This is a genomic window from Azorhizobium sp. AG788, from assembly GCF_943371865.1.
Taxonomy (GTDB): Bacteria; Pseudomonadota; Alphaproteobacteria; order Rhizobiales; family Xanthobacteraceae; genus Azorhizobium.
The window spans coordinates 133,885-156,451 of record NZ_CALRWL010000001.1; the positions used below are offsets into that span (position 1 = coordinate 133,885).

A 22,567-nucleotide genomic window follows, 5' to 3' on the forward strand; every position below is an offset into this window, starting at 1 on the left:
CTGGGCAAAAGCGGCGTCGCGGGTCGGAGTCATCACTCAGGTCATTCCAATTGGTCGTCCACCTAGCGCCTCTATAACCCACAGATGGCGTGGGCCGAACATCTCCGTTCGCTGCTCGCGGCAAGGTGTGTGACGGTGGATGCGCCTTATAGCGACAAATGCGGCGGCGTGATGCTGCTCGCGTCAGGGAAGGCCGCGGCCGCGGAACGACTGTCACGGCGAAATGCACGTGTTTAAAGTGTAGTTTCGCCGAGGTGCTATGGCGCGCCGCGGCGATGCGACGCGGTATTCCGAGGCGCTGCGCGCGCTTCCGGTGCCGCGTCATGACCATTCGCCAACTGGTGCAGCGCAACAGGATCGCATAAAGACGGCCTGAGGCAGACCGGCCTCTTTGGTCACACAAGCCGCGGGGGCGCTGCGTTGAATATCGCGATCGGGCTATTCGCCGGATTGGGCTTTGTCTTCATCGGGACGCAGTTTCTGACTGCGAACATGAAGCAAGTGGCAGGGCCCGGCTTTCACCGGTTGGTGGCGCGCGCGACCGGCCATCCCCTGAAGGCGATGCTCACCGGCATTGCGGCCGGAGCGGTGATCCAGAGCACCAATGCGGTGACCTTCATCGTCATCTCGCTGGTGAGTGCGGGCGCGGCCACCGTGCGCAGCGCCATGCCGATCGTCACTTGGTCTTACGCGGGCTCGACCTTGCGGCTGCTGCTGGTGTCGCTGGACATCGGCGCGGTGATCATGACCGGAATCGGCCTCATCGGGCTGGCGTTTCTGTTCGGATATGACCGCAACGCCAAATGGCGCAATCTCGTGGCTGCCCTCTTGGGATTGGTGCTGCTGCTTTATGGCGTGCAACTCATGGTGCAGGCCTCGGTGCCCATGCGCGATTCCGTCTCGCTGCGGGCGGTGCTGGCGTTCGCCAACGAATTTTACCTGTGGGGCTTCATCGCCGGCACGGCGCTGGCGGCCGTCATCCAGGGGCAGACGGTATCGGTGATCGCGCTGGCGCTGGTGGGCGGCGGCGTTCTCGGCCTCGACCAGGCGTTTCTGATCGTGGTGGGCGCCAATCTGGGCGCCGGCATCATGGCCATCGTTCAGGGTGCTGGCCTCAGCGGCACCGCGCGGCAGCTCAACCTCTATCAACTGGTGCTCAAACTGATCGGCGTGGCGGTGATGCTGCCGCTGCTGATGGTAGAGCACTTTTTCGGGGTGCCCACCGTGCAGGCCCTGGTGGAGTCCATCACCAGCGACGCCGCCCTCCAGGTGACCGCCGTCCATTGGATGTTCCAGATCGTCTCGGCGGTGGTGGCCTCGGCCCTGAGCACGCCGCTGTTCGCGCTGGTGGAGCGCCTGAGCCCGGAAACCCCGGCGGAATCTCTCAGCAAGCCGCGCTACATTCAGTTCAACGACGCCATCGAGCCCACGGCGGCCATCGCCATGGTGGAGCAGGAACAGTTGCGCCTGGTGCAACGCCTGCCGCTGTTCCTGCGCCAGGTGCGCAGCGACGAGTCCGAGGAGGTGGACGAGATGGAGCCCCTCGTGGCCAAGGCCAGCCCCAAGGTGCTGCGCCAGGCCGGTGACGAACTGACCGGGACCATCAATGCCTTCCTGAAGAAGCGCCTGCAGATGCCGGGTCAGCCGGAAGACCTGGACCGCCTCTTGGCCATGTGGAATGCCAACCAGGTGCTCAAGAGCCTTCAGGAGGCCTTGGGCACCTTGGCCCAAGGGCTCGAGGGCCTGAAGGGCGTGTCGGCGGCGGCGACATTCTCCACCACCCTTGCGGAAGCGGCCCATGCCATGACCCGCGCGGTGGCGGATGAGGTGGCCAGCTTCGACGAGATGTCGCCCACGGTCCTGGCGGCGATCACCGCAGACCGCTCCGCACTCATGAAAAAGTTGCGCGATGACCTGTGGCAGCGCGCGCCCGATTTGACCACCTTGCAGCGTCAGGCGGTGTGGAATTCCGCCGACGTGTTCGAGCAGGTGGTCTGGCTGCTTAACCGCTACGCCATCAGCCTGGCGAAGTGAGGTTGCCGCGCACCATCCATCGCCCCCGCTGCATCTCGTCGCGCCTCAGATCAGATAGCCATGGCCGGCGGTGGAGGTGAAATCCAGCTGCACCACCAGATCGTTATAGTCGCGGTCGCCGCCGCCGAAGGTGTCCTCCCACCCATAGGTGTTGAGGCCATAGTTCCAGACATGGGTGGCGGCGTCCGGGTTTGCGGCGGTGAACGCATAATAGGTGTGGCCATTGGTGGTCAGCGCCATGGCGATCAGGTCGCCGGCGTTGACATGGGCGATCTCGGTCTGGGCGTAGCCGCCGAAACCGGGGCCGTCGATCCAGCTGGACCCTGACGCCGCCTGGTACGCACGGGCCAGCACCGCCCCGTCGTAGCCCGATTGGCCTGGGGCGAGGTCGCCGATGGTGCCGGAATAGTCATCCACTTTGAAGAACAGCACATCCAGATCATAGGTGCCCACCTGACGCAGGCGCACCACCGCCTCCTGGTCATTGGCCGCGCCGGCGGTTTCCGCCACCATCACCGTGCGCGCCACCTGCACCGCCTCGCTGCTGTCGGCCGAGACGAAGTCGACGAAGCCGTAAGGCGATGACAGACTCGCCTGCGGCGTCGTCGTGGCGGCGCCATGGAGGTTCACCTGCAGCCCGGCTCCGGCCTGCGCCGTCACCTGCAAGGGCGTGGATTGGGATTGCGCATCGAACAAGGTGATCAGTTGCGCGGAGAAGTCCGATTGCAGCGCCTGCTGGGCCAACTGGCTGGTCCAGGCAAAGCTGCCGCTGGCGTGCCCGTCATAGCCATATCCTGAACTCCCCACCGCCAGGTCCACGTGGGTGGTCCCGGTGAGCATGGGCTGGAACAGCAGGCTCTCCGTCACCGGCGCCACCCAGGTGCCGGACGCGCTTTGGCCGAGCACCTGCGGGGTGTCGAAATACATCTGGGCGTGGGCGATGGCGGTGAGGGCTCGCGCCAGAAGCTCGCCATTGGGCGTGCCGAGGCCGGTCACCAGATCATAGCCGGCGCCGGCGGAATAGCCGAAGCCGGTGGCGGTGACCCCGCCGCTGGCGCCCGGCGTGCTGATGCTGCCGCCCAGCGTATAAGACGAGGCGTTGGAGCCGATGGTGATGTCGTTGAACGACGCCGGCGCCACCACGGCGGCGATATAGAGCAGATCGTTGGAATAGCCGAGATTCGGCAGGCCCTGGTCATTGAAGATGGCGTTCATCTGCGCCCACAGGGCGGCCCAGAGCGGCGAGGCGGCGCTGGTGCCGAAGTCGTTCCAGTTGGAAGCTGCGGTTGTGGTCATGCCCGGCGGCGGCACGATGTAGAGCATGTTGCCGCCGGCCAGCGCCGCCACATCGGGCGCACCGCGACCGACCTGGGCCAAGGGGTCCGAGGTGGTGGGGGTGAGGCCGAAGGCGGTCTGGTACCAGGGCGTCGCCTGGGTGGGGTCGACGCCGCCCGTACCGGTATTGTTGGGCAGATAGCCCGGCTTCAGCTCCGACCCGTTCAGGACATATTGGTTCCATGCGGTCTCGATGACCGTGGCGCTGGAACCCGCTTGCGGCAACTGGGTGAGTCCTCCGGAGATCAATTGCCAGATGGTACCCAGATCGCCCGCCGCGATCGAAGCCAGGATCGCGGCAAGGGTGGCATCGGTGCTGGCGGTGGCGCTGGTGCTGAGCGAGGTGCCGCCCACCAGGATGCCAAGCGCGCTGGAATAGGAATAGGCCAGATTGGTCAGGCCGTTGGCCATCTGGTCGCCGGAGCCGCCGTCACCCACCGCCGCGAAGGCGGTGATGTTGCGCAGGGCCGCATCCACGAACAGGCCCAAGGTGGCTTCCTGGAACACCGAACCAGGTGTGGATTGCTGCACGTCTCCCCAGGAGGAGGAGATGACGGCGGGATTGTTCAGCAGATCCCAGAAGGCGGCCTGATAGGCCGAGTAGGTGCTGGATTGCGCGCCGTGTTGGGTTCCCGAGCCGGTGTAGAGCCCGATGGTGCTCTGAGGCGCGGCCGAGGCGATGACGCCCGCATCCAGCGACCGCTCGAGCCCATTCCCGGAGCTGTAGGATTGTCCGTTGTTGGTGACGCTGTAATAGGTGCCGCTTGTGGTGAGGCCGGCGGTGGCGCGGTAATTGTCCATGCCTTGCTGGAAGGTGATGGTGGTTTTGTCCGGCATGGCATCGCCAATGCCCGGCTCCAGCAGGCCGACGGTTCCCGTCGCCACGCTCGTTCCCGCCAGAGGAAAGTTGTAGGCGGTGCTGGCGATCTGGCCGGGAAAATAGGCGGCGGTCTGGCTTGCGGCATTGCCCGGGCTTTGCGGACCTTGACTCAGGGTTGCCGTCGCGCTGCCGGACAGCGTGCTGGCAGTGGGCACGGCGCTTTCGTCCGGGGCGATGCCCACCACATTCCATTCCGTGGGCAGGGACAGGTTGCCGTTCCAATACTGCAGCGAATAATTATTGCCATAGGTGCCGCCGACCAGAGCGGTCTGGAACAACGTCTGGAAGTGACTGGAGTCGAGGCTGACCCAGATGGTGCGCGAGGCGGCCGAGGAGATGTAGCCGTCGCTGCCTGCCGCATCGCCCAGGACGGGGATGCCCATGGTGGTCAGCGCGCTGACCACGCTGTTGTATTGCAGTTGGTCGGCCCCATAGGTGGACCACAAGGTGCCGTTGGCATTCAGCGTGGCGAGGGTCTGCTGGCGGGTCGCCCAGTCGCTGTTGAGCAATGCGGTGGGATCATTGGCGCGGGCCAGAACCAGCGCGACATTGAGATGGGCGGTGCCGATGGAGGACGGGTCGATGCCATAGGCCGCCTCCACCGTGGTGGCCGTCGTCTGCCGGTAGCCGGAAAAATCCAGGAACGACGAGTTCGCAATGGTCTGGACCGCCATGCCCTAAGCCCCACACCCATGCCAGCCCGGCCAGAGTGCGCGAAAATGGAGCGGCACACAACGGTATAATGGTGCAATTAAAGGCGCCGATCCTAACGCCGGCCCTGGACCAGAAGCTGGGCCCGCTGCCCGGCCGCGAACGCCTCGATCGTGCCGATGAGCTGGTCCGCCAAGGCCTGCTGGGCCTCGCGAGAGGCCCAGGCGGTGTGGGGCGTGACGATGACATTGGGCCGCGTGGCGATGCGCATCAATGGGCTGTCCAGCGGCGGCGGCTCCGGCAAGGTGACGTCGAAGCCGGCCCCCGAGACCTGCCCGGAAGCGAGGGCGCGCTCCAGATCTTCTTCATCCACCAGCCCGCCGCGGGCGGTGTTGATGAGGAGCGGCTTGCGGTGCATGCGGGCGAATTCCGGGGCGGCGATGAGGCCGCGGGTGTCCTCGGTCAAAGGGCAATGCAGGGTGAGCACGTCGGCGGTTTCGATCACTTGCGCGAACGGCATGGTGCCGGCGCGGGCCTGTACTGCGCCCTTGCGGTCCGAGAACACCACATCCATGCCGAATGCCCGGCCCAGGGCCGCCACCTGCCGGCCGAGGTCGCCGGAGCCGAAGATGCCCAGCCGCCGGCCGGCGAGATCCCCGATGGGGTGGGTGAAGAAGCAGAACTGGCCGGCCTTCTGCCATTCGCCTGCCAGCACGTCGGCGCGATAGGGGATGAGTGAGCGCGAGAGTGCCAGAATCAAAGCGAATGTATGTTCGGGAACGGTGGCGCCCGCATAGCCGCGCACATTGCAGACCGCGATGCCCGCGTCCTCACACGCCCCTTTATCCACGCAGTCGGTGCCAGTGGCGGCCACCGCCACCAGCTTGAGGTTCGGCAAGTGCGCGATCGCATCGGCCGTCAAGGACACCTTGTTGAGGATCAGGATGGTGGCATCGCGCGCCCGCTCCACCGCCTCATGGGCGGCGGTCTGGGCATGCTCGGTCCAGCCATGGGCGAAGGCCGGGCGCCGCAGGACGATTTCGGGCGCCAGCGTGGCGCGGTCAAGGAAGACGATGTGGTGATCCGGGTGTGCCATGGTCATCTCCCTCAACGCGGCTCGGTCACAGCTGGTCGCGCGCGGCTGCGACCACAGCTTCGGCCGTGATGCCGAAATGCGCGAACAGTTCGTCGCCGGGACCGGAGGCGCCGAAGCCGCTCATGCCGATGAAACCGCCATCTTCGCCGATCCAGCGCTCCCAGCCCAGCTTCACCGCCGCCTCCACGGCTACCCGCACGGTTCCTTTGCCGAGCACCGCCGCGCGATAGGCGGCATCCTGGGTCTCGAACAGCTCCCAGCAGGGCATGGACACCACGGCGGTCGGCACGCCTTCCGCCTGGAGCTTGTCCCGCGCCGCCAGGGCGATCGCCACTTCCGAGCCGGTGGCCAGCAAGGTCACGCGGCGGGCGCTGCCTTCCGACTCCGCCAGCACATAGGCGCCGCGCGCGCTGCGATTCTCGCTCGCCTCGGTGCGGAGCGGCGGCAAGGCTTGGCGCGAGCAGATCATGGAGGAGGGGCCGTGGCGGCGCTGCAACGCCGCCTCCCAGCATTCCGCCGTTTCCACCGCATCGGCGGGGCGGAACACCGCCATGTTCGGCATGGCGCGGAGAGACGCCAGGAACTCCACCGGCTGGTGGGTGGGGCCGTTCTTGCCGATGCCGATGCTGTCGTGGCTGTAGATGGTGATCACCGGCAGGTCCATGAGCGCGGACATGCGCAACGCGGGGCGCATGTAATCGGAGAACACCAGATAGGTGGCGCCCAGCGGCAGCAGGCCGCCATGGGCCACCATGCCGTTCATCATCGCCCCCATGGCATGCTCGCGAATGCCATAGTGCAGATAGCGCCCACCGGGGTCGTCGGCGGTGAAGGCGCTGAGCACGCGCTTGCAATTGGTGGGGCCTTCCAGGTCCGGCGCGCCGGGGAACAGCTCCGGGATGACGCCGGCCAGCAGGTCGACGATATCGGCGGTGGCCTGATTGGAGGATTGCGCCGGAGCACCGGCTGCCAGCGCGCGGGCATGGGCGCGCAAGGTGTCCACCCAGCCGTCCGGCAGTTCGCCGCGCATGAGGCGCTCGAACAGCGCCCGCTGCGCTTGCGGCAAGGCGGCGAGACGGGCTTGCCACGCGGTATAGACCGGCAGGTTGCGGCCCTCGACGCTCGCGCGCCAAGCCTCCGCCACCGGCTGCGGCACCTCGAACGGGCCGGCGGTCCAGCCGGCGGCGGCGCGGGCTTCCAGCAGATCCTGGGCGAACACCCGCCCACCATGGGCGCCGCGCTGGCCTTCCAGCCGGGGCAGGCCTTTGCCGATGGTGGTGGTGCAGGCGATCATGGTGGGGCGCGGATCCGATCGCGCCAGGATCAAGGCGGCGTCCACGGCCTCCACGTCATGACCGTCGGCATCGATCACCTGCCAGCCGGCGATGCGGAAGCGGGCGCGCACGTCTTCCGAGATGGAGAAATCGGTGACCCCGTCATCGGTCATCCGGTTGTCGTCCCACAGAAAGCACAGCTTGCCGAGCTTGAGGTGACCGGCCAGCGAGATCACCTCATGGCCGATGCCTTCCATCAGGCAGCCGTCGCCCACCAGAGCATAGGTGCGGTGATCGACGATGTCGGCGCCGAAGGTGGCCGACAACCAGGCTTCCGCCACCGCCATGCCCACCGCATTGGCGATGCCCTGGCCGAGTGGCCCGGTGGTGACCTCGATGCCCAGCTCCGGATTGCGCTCGGGATGGCCGTGGGTGTGCGAACCCAAGTCACGGAAACGGCGGATCTGCTCCATCGGCAGGCCCGCATAACCGGAGAGATGGCCCAGCGCATAGAGCAGCATGGAGCCGTGGCCATTGGACAGCACGAAGCGGTCGCGGTCGGCCCACAGCGGGTCGGCGGGGTTACACTTCAGGTGGCGGGTGAACAAGGCGGTCGCCACTTCCGCGCCGCCCAAGGGTGCGCCGGGGTGGCCGTCGCCGGCGCGCTCGATGGCGTCCAGCGCCAGGAAGCGGATGGCATCGGCCATCTGGCGGGAGGTGACGCCGGCCGCCGCCGGAGGGTGGGGGTGCAGCATCGACATGACAAGCGTCCTCATTGGCCCGCGCCGGAGGGCGCGGGCTTTGGTTCAAAGGGAGGTCGGCCTCAGGAGAGGAAGCCGATGGAGATCCAGGGAATGGCGGCCACCAAAGCCAGGCCGATCAGCAGGGCGGCCATGTAGCCGACGATGGGCTTCATGCCTTCGTCCGGGCTGACGCCGCCGATGGCGGTGGCGCAGTAATAGCCGACGCCGAACGGCGGCGCGAACAGGCCGACGCCCATGGCCAGGATCACCACCATGGCATAGTGCACCTCATGGATGCCCACGCTGCGGGCGATGGGGAACAGCAGCGGTCCGAACAGCACGATGGAGGGAATGCCTTCCAGCACCGAGCCTAGGATGATGAAGGCGATGATGGACACCACCATGAAGGTGGCCGCGCCGCCGGGAAGCCCGGCCATCACCCGCGCCAGTTCCTGCGAGAAGCCGGATTGGGTGAGCGCCCAGGCCATGCCGGTTGCTGCGCCGATGATCAGCAGGATCGCCCCGGACAGCGCCGCCGTATCGGTGAGCATGGGGATGATCCGGCTCCAGTCGAACTGGCGATAGATCAGCAGGCCCACCGCCACCGAATAGATGATGCCGATGGTGGAGACCTCGGTGGCGGTGGCGACCCCCTCCATCACCGCGCCACGGATCACGAACGGCAGCGCCACGGCGGGGGCGGCGATCAGCAGCGCCATCATGATCTGCCGCAACGTCGCCTTGGTGACGCCGGACAGATCCTCATTGCGATAGCGCCAGCGCACCAGCAGGCACAAGGCGAGACCCAGCACCAGGCCCGGCAGCATGCCGCCGGTGAACAGGGCGGCGATGGACACGCCCGTCACCGAGCCGATGGTGATGAGCACCAGCGAGGGCGGGATGGTCTCGGTCTGCGCCCCGGTGGCGGCCAGAAGCGCCACCAGATCGCCGGGCTTGGCGCCGCGCTTGATCATTTCCGGAAACAGCACCGGGCACACCGCCGCCATGTCCGCCGCCTTGGAGCCGGAAATGCCCGAGACCAGATACATGGCGCCGATGAGCACATAGGACAGGCCGCCGCGCACATGACCCAGCAGGCTGGCGAGGAAGCCCACCATGGCCCGCGCCATGCCAGTCATCTCGATCAACATGCCGAGGAACACGAACAGCGGCACGGAGAGCAGGATGAGATGGCTCATGCCTTCATCCATGCGGCCCACCACCACCACCAAAGGCGCCGAGGTGGTGAAGGTGAGATAGGCCACCGTCGCCAGCCCGAAGGAGAAGGCGATGGGCACGCCGGCAAACACCGCCGCCGCCACCAGCCCCACGAAGAAGATCACCAGATTGTAGTTGCCGATGGTCTTCAGCCAGGGGGCGGCCAGATAGCCCAGCGCCACCATGGCCGCCAGCGCCAGCGCGACGCCGGCGACGCGCACCAGCGAGGGCGTGCGCAGCAGCTTGAGCACGCCCATCAGGCCCATGAGGCCGAGGCCCACGGGCAGGGCCGCCGCCTTCCAGGTGTTGGGGACATCGAGACCCGGCAGGGTCACGAACATCTCGTCCTCGGCATATTCAACGCTGGGATGGAACACCGCCGCCAGGAAGATCAGCGGCGCGGCCACCGCCAGCGTTTCGAGCACGGAGCGCCAGTGCGGCGGCACGGCGCCGACCAATGCGGTCATGCGCATATGGTCGCCGCGCTGGAACGCGATCACCGAGCCCAGCATGGCCAGCCAGATGAACAGCACGGAGGCCAGTTCATCGGACCAGACGATGGGCAGATGCAGGAAATAGCGCATCACCACGCCGACGAAGAGGATGACCACCTCCGCCAGCACCAGCAAGGCTGCGGGCACCTCCACCAGCCGGATCAGGCCCCGCTCCACCTTGAGGACGCCCCGGCGCCAGGCGGCACCGGCGCCCGTGTCTGCCGTTGCCGGCTCGAGGATCGCGTGTGCCATGGCCTCACCCGAGCTTGCCGACGGCGGCTTCCAGCAGGCCCCAGGCTTCGTCGCCATACTTCACGCGCCAGTCGCCATAGAAGCTGGTCTTGGCCAGAGCGGCGCGGAACAGTTCGCGGTTCACATCCAGGAAGGTGACGCCCTTGGCGGTGAGATCCTGGCGCAGGGACTGGCTCAGCGCCGCGATATCGGCACGCTCGGACAGGCCGGAGGCGTCGAACTCGCGAATGACCACGGCGCGCACGTCTTCCGGCAAAGCGGCCCAGGAGCGGCGATTGCCGAGCATCACATAGCCGTCCCACACATGGCCGGTCATGGAGCAGTATTTCTGCACTTCATAGAGGCGGGCGGAGGCGATGATCGCCAGCGGGTTTTCCTGGCCCTCCACCACCTTGGTCTGGAGCGCGGAATACAACTCATTGAAATTGATCGGGGTGGCGCTGGCCTCCAGCGACTTGAACACCGAGGTCAGCATCGGCGCCGGCGGGACGCGGATCTTGAAGCCCTTCAGGTCGTCCGGGGTCTTGATCTCGCGGGTGGAGGAGGTGATCTGGCGGAAGCCGTTGTCCCACAGCTTCATGGGCGCCACGAGCCCGGCCTTGCCGATCTGGTCGCGGATATAGGTGCCCAGTTGCCCGTCCATGGCCTTCCAGACGGTGGCATAGTCAGGGAAGGCGAAGCCGGTGTTGACGATGCCGGCCACGGGCACCAGCGTTGCCAGGATGGAGGTGGAGAGGTTGAAGAACTCCACGCCGCCGCTGCGCACCTGCGCCAGCAGATCGGTATCCGAGCCGAGCTGATTGGCCGGGAAGATCTTGATGTCCATGCGGCCCTTGGTGGCCTCGCGGATGCGATCCGCCGCCTCCTGGGCGCGGATGTTCACCGGGTGGGTGGGGTCTTGCCCGGTGGCCAGCTTGTAATTGAATTCCGCCGCCTGGGCGCGGCGGGTCAGGAGGCCGGCCATGGGCACCGCGGCGGCGGCGGCGAGCAGATGGCGGCGGGTGAGGCCTGCGGCGGGGATTTTTGGCGTCTGGGTCATGGGTCACTCCCTGGCTTTTGGATGCCGCTTGTGCGGCGTTTCTGGTTGTTGAGTGCCGCTTGTGCGGCTTGGCTGGCGTTTGGGCTGGCGACTGAAACGAGATAATTGAAGCCCGCGACCCGGCTAGCCGCCGTGCCCTTGCAGGTTGCGATAGGCGCGGATCACCTGGCTGTCGTCGGCGGCGCCGAGGCCGCGGCCGGAGACGGAGAGAAAAAGCTGGTGAGCCAGCGCCGCTAGGGGAAGCGCCGTCTTGGCGCCGCGCCCGGCCTCCAGCACGATGCCCAAGTCCTTGACGAAGATGTCCACCGCGCTGGTGACCGCGGGTGTCTCCTCCAGCATGCGCGGGCCGCGATCGCCCAGCATCCAGCTGGACGCGGCGGACCCACCGACGATGTCCAGCATGACGTGCATATCCACGCCGAGGCGCTCCGCCAGCGACAGCGCCTCGGCGGCCACCGCCAGATGGGCGCCGCAGAGCAACTGGTTCACCGCCTTGGCGGTGGCGCCCTGGCCGGGCGCTTCGCCCACATGCACCACCTTGCCGCCCATGGCGTCGAGGATCGGCCTGGCGGTGGCGAAGGTCTCCATGGGCGCCGCGGCCATGATGGTGAGGCTGGCGGCGGTGGCGCCCACCACGCCGCCGGACACCGGCGCATCCATGAAGCCGAACCCCGCCGCCACCACCCGCGCGGCAATTGCCGCCACCGCGGCGGGCGGGCAGGTGGCCATCAGCAGCACCATGGCGCCGGGTGCGAGGGCGGCGAGGGCGCCATCGGTGAACAGGATCTGCTCCGCCTGGGCGGCATCCACCACCATGAGCACGGCGGCATCGGCGCCGTGGGTGGCCTCCGCCGCCGAAGGAGCGTCGCTGCCGCCGGCTGTTGCCAGAGCGGCGCGGGCGGCGGGGCGTAAATCGAAGCCGCGGACGGAAAAGCCGCGCGCCACAAGGTTCTGGGCCATGGGCAGACCCATGGCGCCGAGGCCGATGAAGCCGATGGTGGTCATTCTTCCTCCCGCAGGTCCTCAGGACCCTTCCGGCCGGCCGCCTCTGTCGGGCGATCTCGGCCTTGAGACCCGCGCGCTGTGCCGCGCGCGGACCGGTGATGGCATGGCCCGTAACGGGCGGGGTCGGCGCAGAAATCAGCGCGCCAGCCAGTCCTTCACGCGCGCCGTGACGGTCGTGGTGGAGATGCCGTAGCGATCGTGCAGCGTGGGCAGGGCGCCCGCATCCAGGAAGGCATCGGGCAGGCCCACATGGCGGAAGGGCGGATGCACGCCATTGCGCATGAGCACGCCGGCCACCGCTTCGCCGAGGCCGCCGACCACCGAGTGGTTTTCCGCGATCACCACCATGCGCCCCGGCTTGGCGCAGGCAGCCAGAATGGCGGTCTCATCCAGGGGCTTGAGGGTGGGCACATGCAGCACGCCGGCCTCGATCCTGTCGGCGCGCAAGGCGTCCGCCGCCTCCAGCGCCCGCATGGTCATGAAGCCGGTGGAGATGAACAGCACGTCGGCGCCATCGCGCAACAGGGCCGCCTTGCCGAGCTGGAAGCGATAGTCATATTCGTCCAGCACCATCGGCACATTGCCGCGCAGCAAGCGCATATAGACCGGGCCGTTATGCTCCACGATGGCCGGCACGGCCTGCTCGATGTCCAGCGCATCGCAGGGATCGATGATGGTGAGGTTCGGCATCGCCCGGAAGATGGCGAGATCGTCGGTCGCCTGATGGCTGGGGCCATAGCCGGTGGTGAGGCCGGGCAAGGCGCAGACGATCTTCACCGGGAGATTTTCTTCCGCAATGGCCATGCAGATGAAGTCATAGGCCCGGCGCGCCGCGAACACCGCATAGGTGGTGGCGAACGGAATGCAGCCTTCCCGTGCCATGCCGGCGGCGGCGGACATGAGCAGTTGCTCAGCCATGCCCATCTGGTAATAGCGCTCCGGATGGGCCTGTCCGAAGATGTGCAGATCAGTGTATTTGCCCAGATCTGCCGTGAGGCCGACGATTTCCGGCCGGCTGCGCGCCAGTTCCGCCAGCGCATGGCCGAACGGGGCCGCCTTGGTGCGCTGGCCCTCGGAGGCGATGGAGGCGATCATCGCCGAGGTGGTGAGGCGCGGCTTGCCGGCCTCCCCCTTGGCGAGCGGGGCGGCGAAGGCTTTCTTGCTGCTCATGACGCGAACTCCGCATCGAGGACGGTCATGGCCGTGTCCCATTCGTCGGCATCGACCCGGATGAAATGGTTCTTCTCGCGCGCTTCCAGGAAGGACACGCCCTTGCCCATCAGCGTGTCGCAGATGATGACGCGGGGCTGCGGGCCGGGATGGGCGCGGGCGGCATCGAACGCCTTCACGAGAGCGTCCAGATCATTGCCGTTCACCCGCTGGCTGAACCAGCCGAAGGCGTTCCATTTGTCCAGCAAAGGCTCGCAGGACAAGACCTGCGAGGACGGGCCGTCCGCCTGCTGGTTGTTCACGTCCACAATGGCGATGAGATTGTCCAGCTTCCAATGGGCGCCGGACAGCGCCGCCTCCCAGGTGGAGCCTTCGCCCAGTTCGCCGTCGGACAACAAATTGTAGACGAACGATTTCGAGCCCTTGCGCTTCAGGCCGAGGCAGGCACCGATGGCGATGGGCAGGCCCTGGCCCAGCGAGCCGCCGGTGATCTCCATGCCCGGCGTATAGGCGGCCATGCCCGACATGGGCAGGCGGCTGTCATCGCCGCCATAGGTCTCCAGTTCCTCGCGCGGCACCACGCCGGCCTCGATCAGCACCGCATAGAGCGCGATCGCATAATGGCCGATGGAGAGATAGAAACGGTCGCGCCCCTCCCATTCGGGATCTTCCGGGCGATAGGTCATGGCGTGGAAATAAGCCACCGCCAGAATGTCGGCCACGTCCAGCGCCTGGGCGATATAGCCCTGGCCCTGGACCTTGCCCATCTCCAGCGCGGTCTTGCGGATGTCATGGGCTTTCTCGGCCAATTGCCGATTATGCCCGAGGGAGGCAGAAGTCATCGGTTCGATCCCGTTGAGAGGGGGCCCGCGCGGACGGCCGCGCGGGCCACATCCGGCGCCTGATCAGTGGATCAGCATGCCGCCATTGACGTCGATCACCGCGCCGGTGACATAAGCGGAGAGGTCCGAGGCGAGGAACAGGAAGATGTTCGCCACGTCCTGCGGCACGCCCAAGCGATTGAGCGGGATGTTCTCGAGAATCTTCACGCGGTTCTCGTCGGAGATCTTGCCGGCATTGATGTCGGTCTGGATCAGGCCGGGGGTGACGCAGTTGACCCGGATGCCATCATTGCCCAGTTCGCGGGCCATGGCCTTGGCCAGCCCCAGCACACCGGCCTTGGCGGCGGAATAATGCGCGCCGCCGAGAATGCCACCGCCGCGCTGGGCGGAGACCGACGACATGCAGGCGATGGCGCCGGCCTTGCGCTCGCGCATGTGCGGCATCACCGCCTGCGAGAGATAGAGCACGCCGCGCAAATTCACGTCCTGGATGCGGTCCCAGCTTTCCGGATCGATGTCCCACACCTTGATGGCCTGGGTGATGCCGGCATTGTTGATCAGAATGTCGATCTTGCCGGTGGCGGCGAGCACGTCGCCGATGGCGCGGGCACAGTCGGCCTTGTCGGTGACGTTGCAGGCCAGGCCGATGTGGCCCGCGCCCAGTTCCGCCGCCGCGCGCTTGGCGCCTTCGCCGTCCAGATCGAGAATGGCCACGGTGGCGCCCTGGGCCGCGAAGGTCTTCGCCGTGGCAAAGCCAATGCCGCGCGGTCCCGCGGCGCCCGAAATCACGGCGATCTTGCCTTGAAGCAGCACGTCTCATCCTCCCGATATGCTTTTTGATTGCCGGCATATTGGTGCGCCGGAGCGCAGAGGAAAAACGCAAAAATTGCTCGTATCGATGAATCGTGTTCATCTATTGGGTGATGAAAACTCTTCCCCTCGGCAATCTGCGGGCCTTCGAGGCCGCCGCCCGCACCGGCTCCTTCCGCAGCGCCGGGGAGGAACTGGGCATTTCCCCCAGTGCGGTCAGCCATGCCATCCGCAAATTGGAGGATCTGATCGGGGTGGCGCTGTTCGAGCGCGAGGGCCGCACCGTGCGGCTCAATCCCGGCGGCGAAGCCTTGTACCGGCGCGTCTCCAGCGCCTTTGACGAGGTGCGGCACGGGCTGGAGATGGTGGGGGCGCGCTCGGGCAATGTGTTGCGCCTGCACTGTGCGCCCTCGATGGCGGCGCAGTGGCTGATGCCGCGCCTGCGCCGGCTGATCGCCGAGCAGCCGGGCCTCACGGTGCGGCTGTCCGCCAGCACCGACTATCCGCGCTTCCATACTGATGAATTTGATGCGGACATCTGCTACGGCCCACCGCACCAGGAGGGCCTGAGCGTGCTGCCTTTGGGCGAGGAGACCGTGCGCCCGCTCTGCTCGCCGGAACTGGCGGCCAGCATCCGCGCGCCCGATGACCTGCTGGACCAGGACCTGATCGAGAGCGAGCACAAGCGGGTGCGCTGGAATGCCTGGTTCCTGGCCAATGGCCTCAGCCCGCCGAGCCCGCGCGGCAGCAGGTTCGACCGCAGCTTCATGGCCATTGCCGCTGCGGTGGACGGGCTGGGGGTGACGCTGGAATCCACCCGCCTTGCCGAGCGCGAACTGGCCGATGGCCGCCTGGTGGCGCCGCTGGCCGGCATCGCCCGCGATGTCAGCTATGTGGGCCACTTCCTGGTGTTCCCGCCCAAGGCCAAGCCCCGGCGGGCGGTGCGCATGTTTTCCGACTGGCTGGCACAGGAACTGGGGCTGGAACCGCCCAAGCCCTGAGCACGCTGCGCTCGCGTTCAGGCCTGGCCGAGATAGAGCTTGGCCGCCCGCTCATCCGCCAGCAAGGGGCCGGCCTCGCCGCTCAAGGCCACCTTGCCGCCGTCGAGGATGGCGCCCCGCGCCGAGATCGCCAGCGCCTGCCGCGCCCGCTGTTCGATCAGCAGCACCGCCGTGCCGGTCTTCGCCAGCGCGGCGATGCGGGCGAAGCTCTCCCCGACCATGGCGGGAGAGAGGGCGGCGGTGGGCTCGTCCAGCACGATCACCGTGGGGCGGGTCATCAGGGCCCGCGCGAACGCCAATTGCTGCCGCTCGCCCCCGGAGAGGCTTCCCGCCCGCGAACGCCGCCGCTCCGCCAGCGCCGGGAACATCTCCAGCAATTCGGCGATGCGGGCCTTCTGGTCGCTCACCCCTTCCACCACCGCCAGATTCTCGGTGATGGAGAGTGAGGGAAACACATTCGCCACCTGCGGCACATAGCCGATGCCGGCCCGTGCCCGGCGTTCCGCCGGCATGCGGGTGATATCCTCGCCGGACAGCAGGACCCGTCCGGTCACGCGCGGCAACAGGCCCACCACCGCCTTTGCGAGGGTGGATTTGCCCGCGCCATTGGTGCCGGCCACGGTGAGGATCTCGCCGGCCGCCAGCGTCAGGTCGATGCCGTTGAGGATGTTCACTTCGCCATAGCCGCCGGCAAGGTTCTCGATGGTCAGCATCAGACAAGGCCTCCGCGGCGAAAATTACTGGGGATTGTGAGGGGCACAGTGACGCCGCGCCTTTGGCCATGGGCGATTGTCGCGCCAATAGAGCATACGGCCCGACCCAGGATGCCTGGAGAGGACGTGGTGTGCGTGGGATCGGGGCGCATTGGGATTCCTCGGGTTCGTCGCGGACGCAGCGCCGCGGGCTGCCTGGGCTTCTTATGGTTGTGACGTTTGAAGGTCACGGTACGGAAAACGCGTCGACAATCGGAAAATCCGCTAGTCTGGCGCTGCTGCATGCGGGACGGGTGTGACAAGTCGCGGGCTTGGACCGGGTGGGAGGACGTAGGTTGACGCAGATTTCTTATGCTCAGAATTTTGAAGACGTTCTGCTCCATCGAAGTCTGAGTGACGTGGCTTGCGGCTTTTACATCGATGTGGGAGCAAATGACCCCCGATTTCATTCGGTCACCAAGCGGTTCTATGACTTGGGCTGGCGGGGCATCAATATTGAACCGTCAAGCTCATATTTTGAAAAGCTATGCCAGGACCGTCCCCGAGATTTGAATATCAAGGCGGTCGTCTCGAATCGAGACGGTGTGGTGCGGTTTTTTGAGTTTGAAGGAACCGGTATCTCCACGACGGAACAGGATATCGCCGAATGTCACCAGGTTAATGGCTATTTGAATATCGAAACCGAAGTGGAGGCAGTGACTCTCGCCACCATCTGCCAAAAGCATGTCGACGCTCCGGTCCATTTCATGAAGATCGATGTCGAGGGTGGCACGAGATATGTCCTAGAGGGCATGGACCTGCAAGCCGTTCGCCCTTGGATCATCGTCGTCGAGGCAACAAAGCCGATGACGCAGATCGAAGATTCAGATGAATGGGAGCATTTGATTCTCTCTCAGAATTACGAATTTGTTTATGCAGATGGATTGAACAGGTATTATTTGGCATTCGAGCACGCCGAGCGGCGCGAACGATTTAAATTCCCGCCCAATGTGTTTGATGATTTCGTCATTTGCGCCTTGCATGACGAAACGATCCTGCGGCAAGCCCGCGAAGCGGCCGAGGAGCGCGCGGTTGAGCGCCTGCGGGTGCTTGAGCAGGAGAGCGCGCGACTTGCCGCGGTGGTGCAGGCGGAGGACGCCAGGGGGCAGGCGGCCGAGGCGAAGATCGTCGAACTGAGCCAAGAAAAGGCCGGGCTTGAAGCCGCGCTGGCGGAGCAGGTCTCGCGTGCACAGGGGGCCGAAGAGCGCATCGGCATACTGGAGCAGGATAAGATCGCGCTTGCGGCAGCGGTGCAGGCGGAGGACGCCAGGGGGAGGGCGGCCGAGGCGAGGATCGTTGAACTGAGCCGGGAGAAGGCTGGGCTAGAAGCCGCGCTGGTGGAGCAGGTCGCACGTGCGCAGGGGGCCGAAGGGCGCGTCGGCGTCCTGGAGCAGGAGAAGGCCGGCCTTGAGGCGGCGCTGGAAAGCCGGTCGGCCCAGGTGCAGGCGCTCGAAGCGCGCGTCGGCGAGCTTGAGGGGGAGGCGGTCGCGCAGGGGCAGGCACTGGCGGCGCAGGCTGCGCGGGCGGCAGCCGCCGAAATGCACTTGGAGCAGGAGCAGGTCGCCCACGCCCAAGCGCTGTCCGCGCTCCAGGCGTCGCGGGAGGCGCATGGGCAGGCCACCGCTGCGGCGGCGCAATTGGCGGGCGAGATGGCCGGGTTGGAGGCGGCACTGGCTCGCATGGAGGAACGGCTCCAGGCGGCGATGCGGCGGGTGGTGGAGCTTGAGAAAGTCCGGCACGACCTGCAGGTCCGTCTGGCCGAGGAGGCGGAACGGACCCAGGCGCATGGGGCGCGGGCCGACCACCTGGAGGCGATACTGCGGCGGGTCGCGGACAGCCTGTCGTGGCGCATCACCAAGCCCCTGCGCGGCTGGGGGAAGAGCGACGGCAAGAGGCCATCGGGCTCATGAGTGGCATCCGAGCCCCGTCCGCCGGTCGCGTGCAGCGAACACGGTTCCAAGGGGCGGGGCGCGATGCGGGGCATCAGGCCGCCGCGCCGCCGAGATAGGCGTCGCGCACCCGCGGGTCGCGGAGCACGGCGTCTGGTGCGCCGGAGCAGATCAGCTGGCCGCGGTCCATCACATGCAGCGTGGAGACCAGCTTGTTGAGCGCCGCCAGATCGTGCTCGATGATCAGGAAGCCGATGCCGCGCCCGTTCAATTCCTGAATGCGCACCGAGAGCTCCTCGATCAGCACCGGGTTCACGCCGGCAAAGGGCTCGTCCAGCAGGATCATGCGGGCGCCGGTCATCAAAGCGCGCCCCAGTTCCACCAGCTTCTTCTGGCCCCCGGACAGGCGCCCGGCGGGCACCTCCGCCACCTTCTCCAATCGCAGGAAGGCGATGGTCTCCGCCACCTCCAGCGCGATGGCCGCTTCCTCCGCCTTCACCCGCCCGGGGCGGAAGAAGGTGTCGATCAGCCGCTCGCCCGATTGGCTGGGGGCGGCGGCCATGAGGTTTTCGCGCACGGTGAGATGGGTGAATTCGCGCGGCACCTGGAAGGTGCGCACCATGCCGGCCCGCGCCCGCTCCATGGGCGACGCCCGCCCCACCGAGCGGCCCTCGAAAGCCACATCCCCGGCGTCCGCCGCCAGGAAGCCGGTGATCAGCGAGAACAAGGTGGATTTGCCGGCGCCATTGGGGCCGATGACGCCCACCAGGGCGCCGGCGGGCACTTCGAAGCGCACGTCGTCCACCACGCGCAGGCCGCCATAGGCCTTGGTCAGTCCTTGGATGGAGAGGGTCATTTGCGGGTGAAATCCCCCATCAGGCCCTGCGGGCGGTACATGGTGAACAAGATCAGCGCCAGGCCCACGGCGCCGAGGCGCACGCTGGCCATGGACACTTCCGAGATGAAGGGCATCACGTCGCGCAGGAAGCGCGAGCCTTCCAGGAACAGCATCAGGATCGCCGAGCCCACCAGGGCGCCGGAGATGCGGCCGACGCCGCCCATGATGATGGCCATCCAGATCTGGAAGGTGATCAGCGGCAGGAACTGCTCGGGCGAGATGTAGCCGATGTAATGGGCATAGACCGCGCCGGCGAGGCCGGCCAGCGCCGCGCCCAGCACCAGCACCTGGATCTTGAACACCGCCGGATCCTTGCCCAGGGCTTTGACCGCTTCCTCATTGTCGCGGATGGCCTCGATCATGCGGCCGAATGGCGAGCGCACGATGCGCAGCATGGCGAGGATGGCCAGGATGTTGAATACCACCAGTAGGCCTAGCACCGCGTACGATTGCGCCGCCCCGGTCAGCCAGCCGGCGAACAGCTTGGGAATGCCGGCGATGCCCTGCACGCCATTGGTGAGCCAGCGCTCACTGGTGGCCACCAGCCGCACCACTTCGGAAAAGCCCAGCGAGACGATGGCGAAATAGTCCTCCCGCAGCCGGATGCTCACCAGCCCCAGCGGCCAGGCGGCCGCCATGGCGAAGGCCGCCGCCAGCGGGAAGGTCACCACCAGCGGCACGCCATGTTCGGACAGGATGGCGGTGGTATAGGCGCCGATGCAGAAGAAGCCGACGTGGCCGAAATTGATCAGGCCGGTGAGGCCGTACTGGAGGTTCAGCCCCAGAGCGAGCAGCACATAGATCGCCGTGATGATGGCGATGGCGGTCAGATAGGCATCCATCAGCGCACCCCCTCGACCCGGCCGAACAGGCCGCGCGGCCGCACCAGCAGCACAACCAACAGAATGACGAACGCCAATGCGAGTTTGTAGGTGAAGCCCACATAGGGCGTGGCCAGTTCCTGCAATACGCCGAGGATCACCCCCGCCAGCACCGCGCCCACCGGGTGGCCGATGCCGCCCAGGATGGCGGCGGCGAACACCGGGATCAGCATGTCCCAGCCCATTTCCGGCGACACCACGGTCTTGATGCCCAGCAAGACGCCGGCGAGCGCCGCCACCGCCCCACCCAGCGCCCATAGCGCCAGCATCACCTGGCGCGGCGCGATGCCCGACACCCGCGCCAGCATGGGATCATCCGCCACCGCCCGCATGCGCCGGCCGATGGGGGTGGCGTGCAGCACCAGGAACACCGCCAGCAGCGCCAGCAACGCGGTGATGCCGATCTTCAGATCATTGGGCTGGATGCGCAGGTCGCCGAAGCGCCAGGGGCGCACCAGAGGCAGTTGGAACACCTGCTGGCCATGGCCATAGACCACCCCCAGCACGGCGCGGATGACAAAGCCGATGCCGATGGAGGCCAAGAGCGCCGAGACCGAGGAGCGCCCCTCCAGGGTGCGGAACACCAGCACATAAGAGGCGATGCCCACCAGGGCACCCACCATCATGCCCACGGCACCGCCGACGATCAGCGAGCCGGACGCGCTCACTCCCAGCAAAGCGGCATAGGCGCCGGTGGTCATGAAATCGCCGGTGGCCGCATTGGCGAAGCGGGCGACGCCGAACACCAAAGTCAGCGCCAGCGCCGCCAGCCCGATCACCAAGCCGGACATGAGGCCGCTGATGGCCAGTTCGAGAAAGCCGCTCATGCGGACCTCGCGGACACGGGGGCGCCGGCCTGGAGAGGCGGCGCGCAGGAGAGAGACGGCGGCGAGGCGATGGGCACGGCGAACATCCTTCTCCCGCGCCCGGTGGACCGGACGGGGAGGGCAAAGGGGAGGACGGTGGCGCGGGCGGGCGCCGCCGGTAGAGGGCCCCGACGCCCGCAGATGCAGGCGTCGGGGTGTCAGGCAAAGCTCAGAGCTTGATGACCGACTTGCGCTCGATCTTGCCCTTGGAGATCACGGAGACCGCGAAGTCCGGGGTCACGTCGCCATACTGGTCGAAGTCCAGGATGGAGGAGGCGCCCTGATAGTCGATCTTGCCGGACTTCAGCGCCGCCTTGCCTTCCGCGAAGGTGGCCACCTGGGTTCCGCCGGGGCCGGAGACCTCGCGCAGCTTGGCGGAGATGGCGGCCACGTCGGCGCCGGGGCCGGCGGCTTCCATGGCCAGGGCCAGCACCACCACCATGTCCCAGGTCATGGCCGCATAGACATTGTTGGCGCCCGGCTGGCCCATGGTCTTCTGATAGGCGGCGTCGAACGCCTTGTAGGCGGCCGATCCCTCGTTGGAGATGGAATCCACCGAGAAGATGCCCTCCGTCACCTCGGGGCCGAGGGCCTTCACCAGGTCCGGATTGGCGGCCCAGGCGGGGATGATGAACTTGGTGGCGTCGCCGGTCTGGAACCATTCGCGCAGGATGATGGTGGTGTCGGCCAGATAGGAGCCCATGACGATGACGTCGGGCTTGGCCGCCAGCACCTTCTGCAGTTCGGCGCGGTAGCTGGGCTGGTTGGGCTCATAGACGATGTTTTCCACCACCTTGCCGCCCTTGGCCTCCCACGCCTTGCGGAAGCCCTCGGTGTTGCCGATGCCGGAGGCGTTGTTGAACGCCATGGTGGCGGGGCGCTTGAAGCCTTCCTTGGTGGCCAGTTCGGCGAACGCGCGGCCGAAGCGGTCGTTGGTGGCCTGGAAGCGGAATAGCAGGCCCTTGGCATTGGCGGGCGGCACGGAGAGCGCCGGGGCGCCGGAGGTGTTCATCAACAGGATGCCGGCATCATTGGTCAGCGGGGCCACGGCCAAAGACACGCCCGAGGCCCAGGTGCCCAGGATCGCCTGCACCTTGTTGACTTCGATCAGCTTCTTGGCGGCCAGAACCGCCGCCTGCGGCTGGGTCTGGCTGTCCTCGGCAGAGACCTCCAGCATGCGGCCGGCGGCGCCGCCGGCGGCGTTCACCATCTCGGTGGCGGCCAGGATCATCTTCTGCATGCCCGAGCCGTAGGGCGCGCCGGCCCCGGTGACGGGATTGAGGGCGCCGATGCGGAAGACGGCGGTCTGGGCGCTGGCGGCGCGGGTCAGCGCGGGCAGCAGGAGCGCACCGGCAAGGCCGGCGAGGGTCTGGCGACGGGAGAGGGTCACGGTTTTGGTCCCTTCAGTCTGGAAGATGATGTTTGGTTTCTTATGGT

Annotated in this window: 17 protein-coding genes; 3 read left to right on the forward strand and 14 right to left on the reverse strand. The window is 66.9% G+C overall.

The window, feature by feature from the left end:
• Positions 1-450 precede the first annotated feature (450 nt).
• A complete protein-coding gene (locus AAG816_RS00575) occupies positions 451-2,034 on the forward strand; it encodes a Na/Pi symporter (protein ID WP_341987553.1) in 1,584 nt (527 codons plus the stop codon).
• Positions 2,035-2,079: 45 nt separating this feature from the next.
• Here the strand turns inward: AAG816_RS00575 and AAG816_RS00580 are convergent, their stop codons facing one another.
• The 9 genes from AAG816_RS00580 to AAG816_RS00620 form a co-directional block, all read right to left on the reverse strand.
• Positions 2,080-4,923 carry a DUF4114 domain-containing protein gene (locus tag AAG816_RS00580; protein WP_341987349.1) on the reverse strand — a complete coding sequence of 948 codons (2,844 nt, stop codon included), beginning with the start codon at positions 4,921-4,923 and terminating at the stop codon, positions 2,080-2,082.
• 92 nt (positions 4,924-5,015) lie between these two features.
• Complete coding sequence (locus AAG816_RS00585) at positions 5,016-6,002, reverse strand: D-2-hydroxyacid dehydrogenase (protein ID WP_341987350.1); 987 nt, start codon at positions 6,000-6,002, stop codon at positions 5,016-5,018.
• A 19-nt stretch (positions 6,003-6,021) separates the two neighbouring features.
• Positions 6,022-8,031, reverse strand: a complete 2,010-nt coding sequence (gene tkt / locus AAG816_RS00590; RefSeq protein WP_341987351.1) for a transketolase — start codon at positions 8,029-8,031, stop codon at positions 6,022-6,024.
• Positions 8,032-8,093: 62 nt separating this feature from the next.
• Positions 8,094-9,977, reverse strand: coding sequence for a TRAP transporter large permease subunit (locus tag AAG816_RS00595; RefSeq protein ID WP_341987352.1), 1,884 nt, complete (start codon positions 9,975-9,977; stop codon positions 8,094-8,096).
• Positions 9,978-9,981: 4 nt separating this feature from the next.
• Positions 9,982-11,016, reverse strand: coding sequence for a TRAP transporter substrate-binding protein (locus tag AAG816_RS00600; RefSeq protein WP_341987353.1), 1,035 nt, complete (start codon positions 11,014-11,016; stop codon positions 9,982-9,984).
• A gap of 123 nt (positions 11,017-11,139) precedes the next feature.
• A complete protein-coding gene (locus AAG816_RS00605) occupies positions 11,140-12,021 on the reverse strand; it encodes an NAD(P)-dependent oxidoreductase (RefSeq protein ID WP_341987354.1) in 882 nt (293 codons plus the stop codon).
• 135 nt (positions 12,022-12,156) lie between these two features.
• Positions 12,157-13,191 carry a transketolase family protein gene (locus AAG816_RS00610; protein ID WP_341987356.1) on the reverse strand — a complete coding sequence of 345 codons (1,035 nt, stop codon included), beginning with the start codon at positions 13,189-13,191 and terminating at the stop codon, positions 12,157-12,159.
• Positions 13,188-14,033 carry a transketolase gene (locus tag AAG816_RS00615; protein ID WP_341987357.1) on the reverse strand — a complete coding sequence of 282 codons (846 nt, stop codon included), beginning with the start codon at positions 14,031-14,033 and terminating at the stop codon, positions 13,188-13,190. The genes AAG816_RS00610 and AAG816_RS00615 overlap by 4 nt, the downstream gene beginning before the upstream one ends.
• 63 nt (positions 14,034-14,096) lie before the next feature.
• Positions 14,097-14,846 carry an SDR family NAD(P)-dependent oxidoreductase gene (locus AAG816_RS00620; protein ID WP_341987358.1) on the reverse strand — a complete coding sequence of 250 codons (750 nt, stop codon included), beginning with the start codon at positions 14,844-14,846 and terminating at the stop codon, positions 14,097-14,099.
• 107 nt (positions 14,847-14,953) lie between these two features.
• Here AAG816_RS00620 and AAG816_RS00625 point away from each other — a divergent pair, with 107 nt between their 5' ends.
• Positions 14,954-15,844, forward strand: coding sequence for a LysR substrate-binding domain-containing protein (locus AAG816_RS00625; protein WP_341987554.1), 891 nt, complete (start codon positions 14,954-14,956; stop codon positions 15,842-15,844).
• A gap of 17 nt (positions 15,845-15,861) precedes the next feature.
• Here AAG816_RS00625 and AAG816_RS00630 read toward each other — a convergent pair whose 3' ends face one another.
• Entirely contained in the window at positions 15,862-16,557 is a 696-nt protein-coding gene (locus AAG816_RS00630) for an ABC transporter ATP-binding protein (RefSeq protein ID WP_341987359.1), read from the reverse strand.
• 335 nt (positions 16,558-16,892) lie between these two features.
• Between AAG816_RS00630 and AAG816_RS00635 the strand changes: the two genes are divergently transcribed.
• Positions 16,893-18,506 (forward strand): FkbM family methyltransferase, encoded by a 1,614-nt coding sequence (locus AAG816_RS00635; protein WP_341987360.1) that lies wholly within the window; start codon positions 16,893-16,895, stop codon positions 18,504-18,506.
• A gap of 73 nt (positions 18,507-18,579) precedes the next feature.
• On the opposite strand, the gene AAG816_RS00640 is transcribed toward AAG816_RS00635, so the two are convergent.
• The 4 genes from AAG816_RS00640 to AAG816_RS00655 form a co-directional block, all read right to left on the reverse strand.
• Positions 18,580-19,341 (reverse strand): ABC transporter ATP-binding protein, encoded by a 762-nt coding sequence (locus AAG816_RS00640; protein ID WP_341987361.1) that lies wholly within the window; start codon positions 19,339-19,341, stop codon positions 18,580-18,582.
• A complete protein-coding gene (locus tag AAG816_RS00645) occupies positions 19,338-20,225 on the reverse strand; it encodes a branched-chain amino acid ABC transporter permease (RefSeq protein WP_341987362.1) in 888 nt (295 codons plus the stop codon). Before AAG816_RS00645 ends, AAG816_RS00640 begins: the two co-directional genes overlap by 4 nt.
• The gene (locus AAG816_RS00650; RefSeq protein ID WP_341987363.1) at positions 20,225-21,091 is read right to left on the reverse strand and encodes a branched-chain amino acid ABC transporter permease; all 867 of its coding nucleotides are present in this window, start codon (positions 21,089-21,091) and stop codon (positions 20,225-20,227) included. Before AAG816_RS00650 ends, AAG816_RS00645 begins: the two co-directional genes overlap by 1 nt.
• Positions 21,092-21,299: 208 nt before the next feature.
• Complete coding sequence (locus AAG816_RS00655) at positions 21,300-22,520, reverse strand: ABC transporter substrate-binding protein (RefSeq protein ID WP_341987364.1); 1,221 nt, start codon at positions 22,518-22,520, stop codon at positions 21,300-21,302.
• Positions 22,521-22,567 lie beyond the last annotated feature (47 nt).

Bases quoted from the DNA above. Each gene is read 5' to 3' on its own strand.
- AAG816_RS00580 (WP_341987349.1), bottom strand. From the start codon at position 4,923: ATGGCGGTCCAGACCATTGCGAACTCGTCGTTCCTGGATTTTTCCGGC.
- AAG816_RS00585 (WP_341987350.1), bottom strand. From the start codon at position 6,002: ATGACCATGGCACACCCGGATCACCACATCGTCTTCCTTGACCGCGCC.
- tkt (WP_341987351.1), bottom strand. From the start codon at position 8,031: ATGTCGATGCTGCACCCCCACCCTCCGGCGGCGGCCGGCGTCACCTCC.
- AAG816_RS00595 (WP_341987352.1), bottom strand. From the start codon at position 9,977: ATGGCACACGCGATCCTCGAGCCGGCAACGGCAGACACGGGCGCCGGT.
- AAG816_RS00600 (WP_341987353.1), bottom strand. From the start codon at position 11,016: ATGACCCAGACGCCAAAAATCCCCGCCGCAGGCCTCACCCGCCGCCAT.
- AAG816_RS00605 (WP_341987354.1), bottom strand. From the start codon at position 12,021: ATGACCACCATCGGCTTCATCGGCCTCGGCGCCATGGGTCTGCCCATG.
- AAG816_RS00610 (WP_341987356.1), bottom strand. From the start codon at position 13,191: ATGAGCAGCAAGAAAGCCTTCGCCGCCCCGCTCGCCAAGGGGGAGGCC.
- AAG816_RS00615 (WP_341987357.1), bottom strand. From the start codon at position 14,033: ATGACTTCTGCCTCCCTCGGGCATAATCGGCAATTGGCCGAGAAAGCC.
- AAG816_RS00630 (WP_341987359.1), bottom strand. From the start codon at position 16,557: ATGCTGACCATCGAGAACCTTGCCGGCGGCTATGGCGAAGTGAACATC.
- AAG816_RS00640 (WP_341987361.1), bottom strand. From the start codon at position 19,341: ATGACCCTCTCCATCCAAGGACTGACCAAGGCCTATGGCGGCCTGCGC.
- AAG816_RS00645 (WP_341987362.1), bottom strand. From the start codon at position 20,225: ATGGATGCCTATCTGACCGCCATCGCCATCATCACGGCGATCTATGTG.
- AAG816_RS00650 (WP_341987363.1), bottom strand. From the start codon at position 21,091: ATGAGCGGCTTTCTCGAACTGGCCATCAGCGGCCTCATGTCCGGCTTG.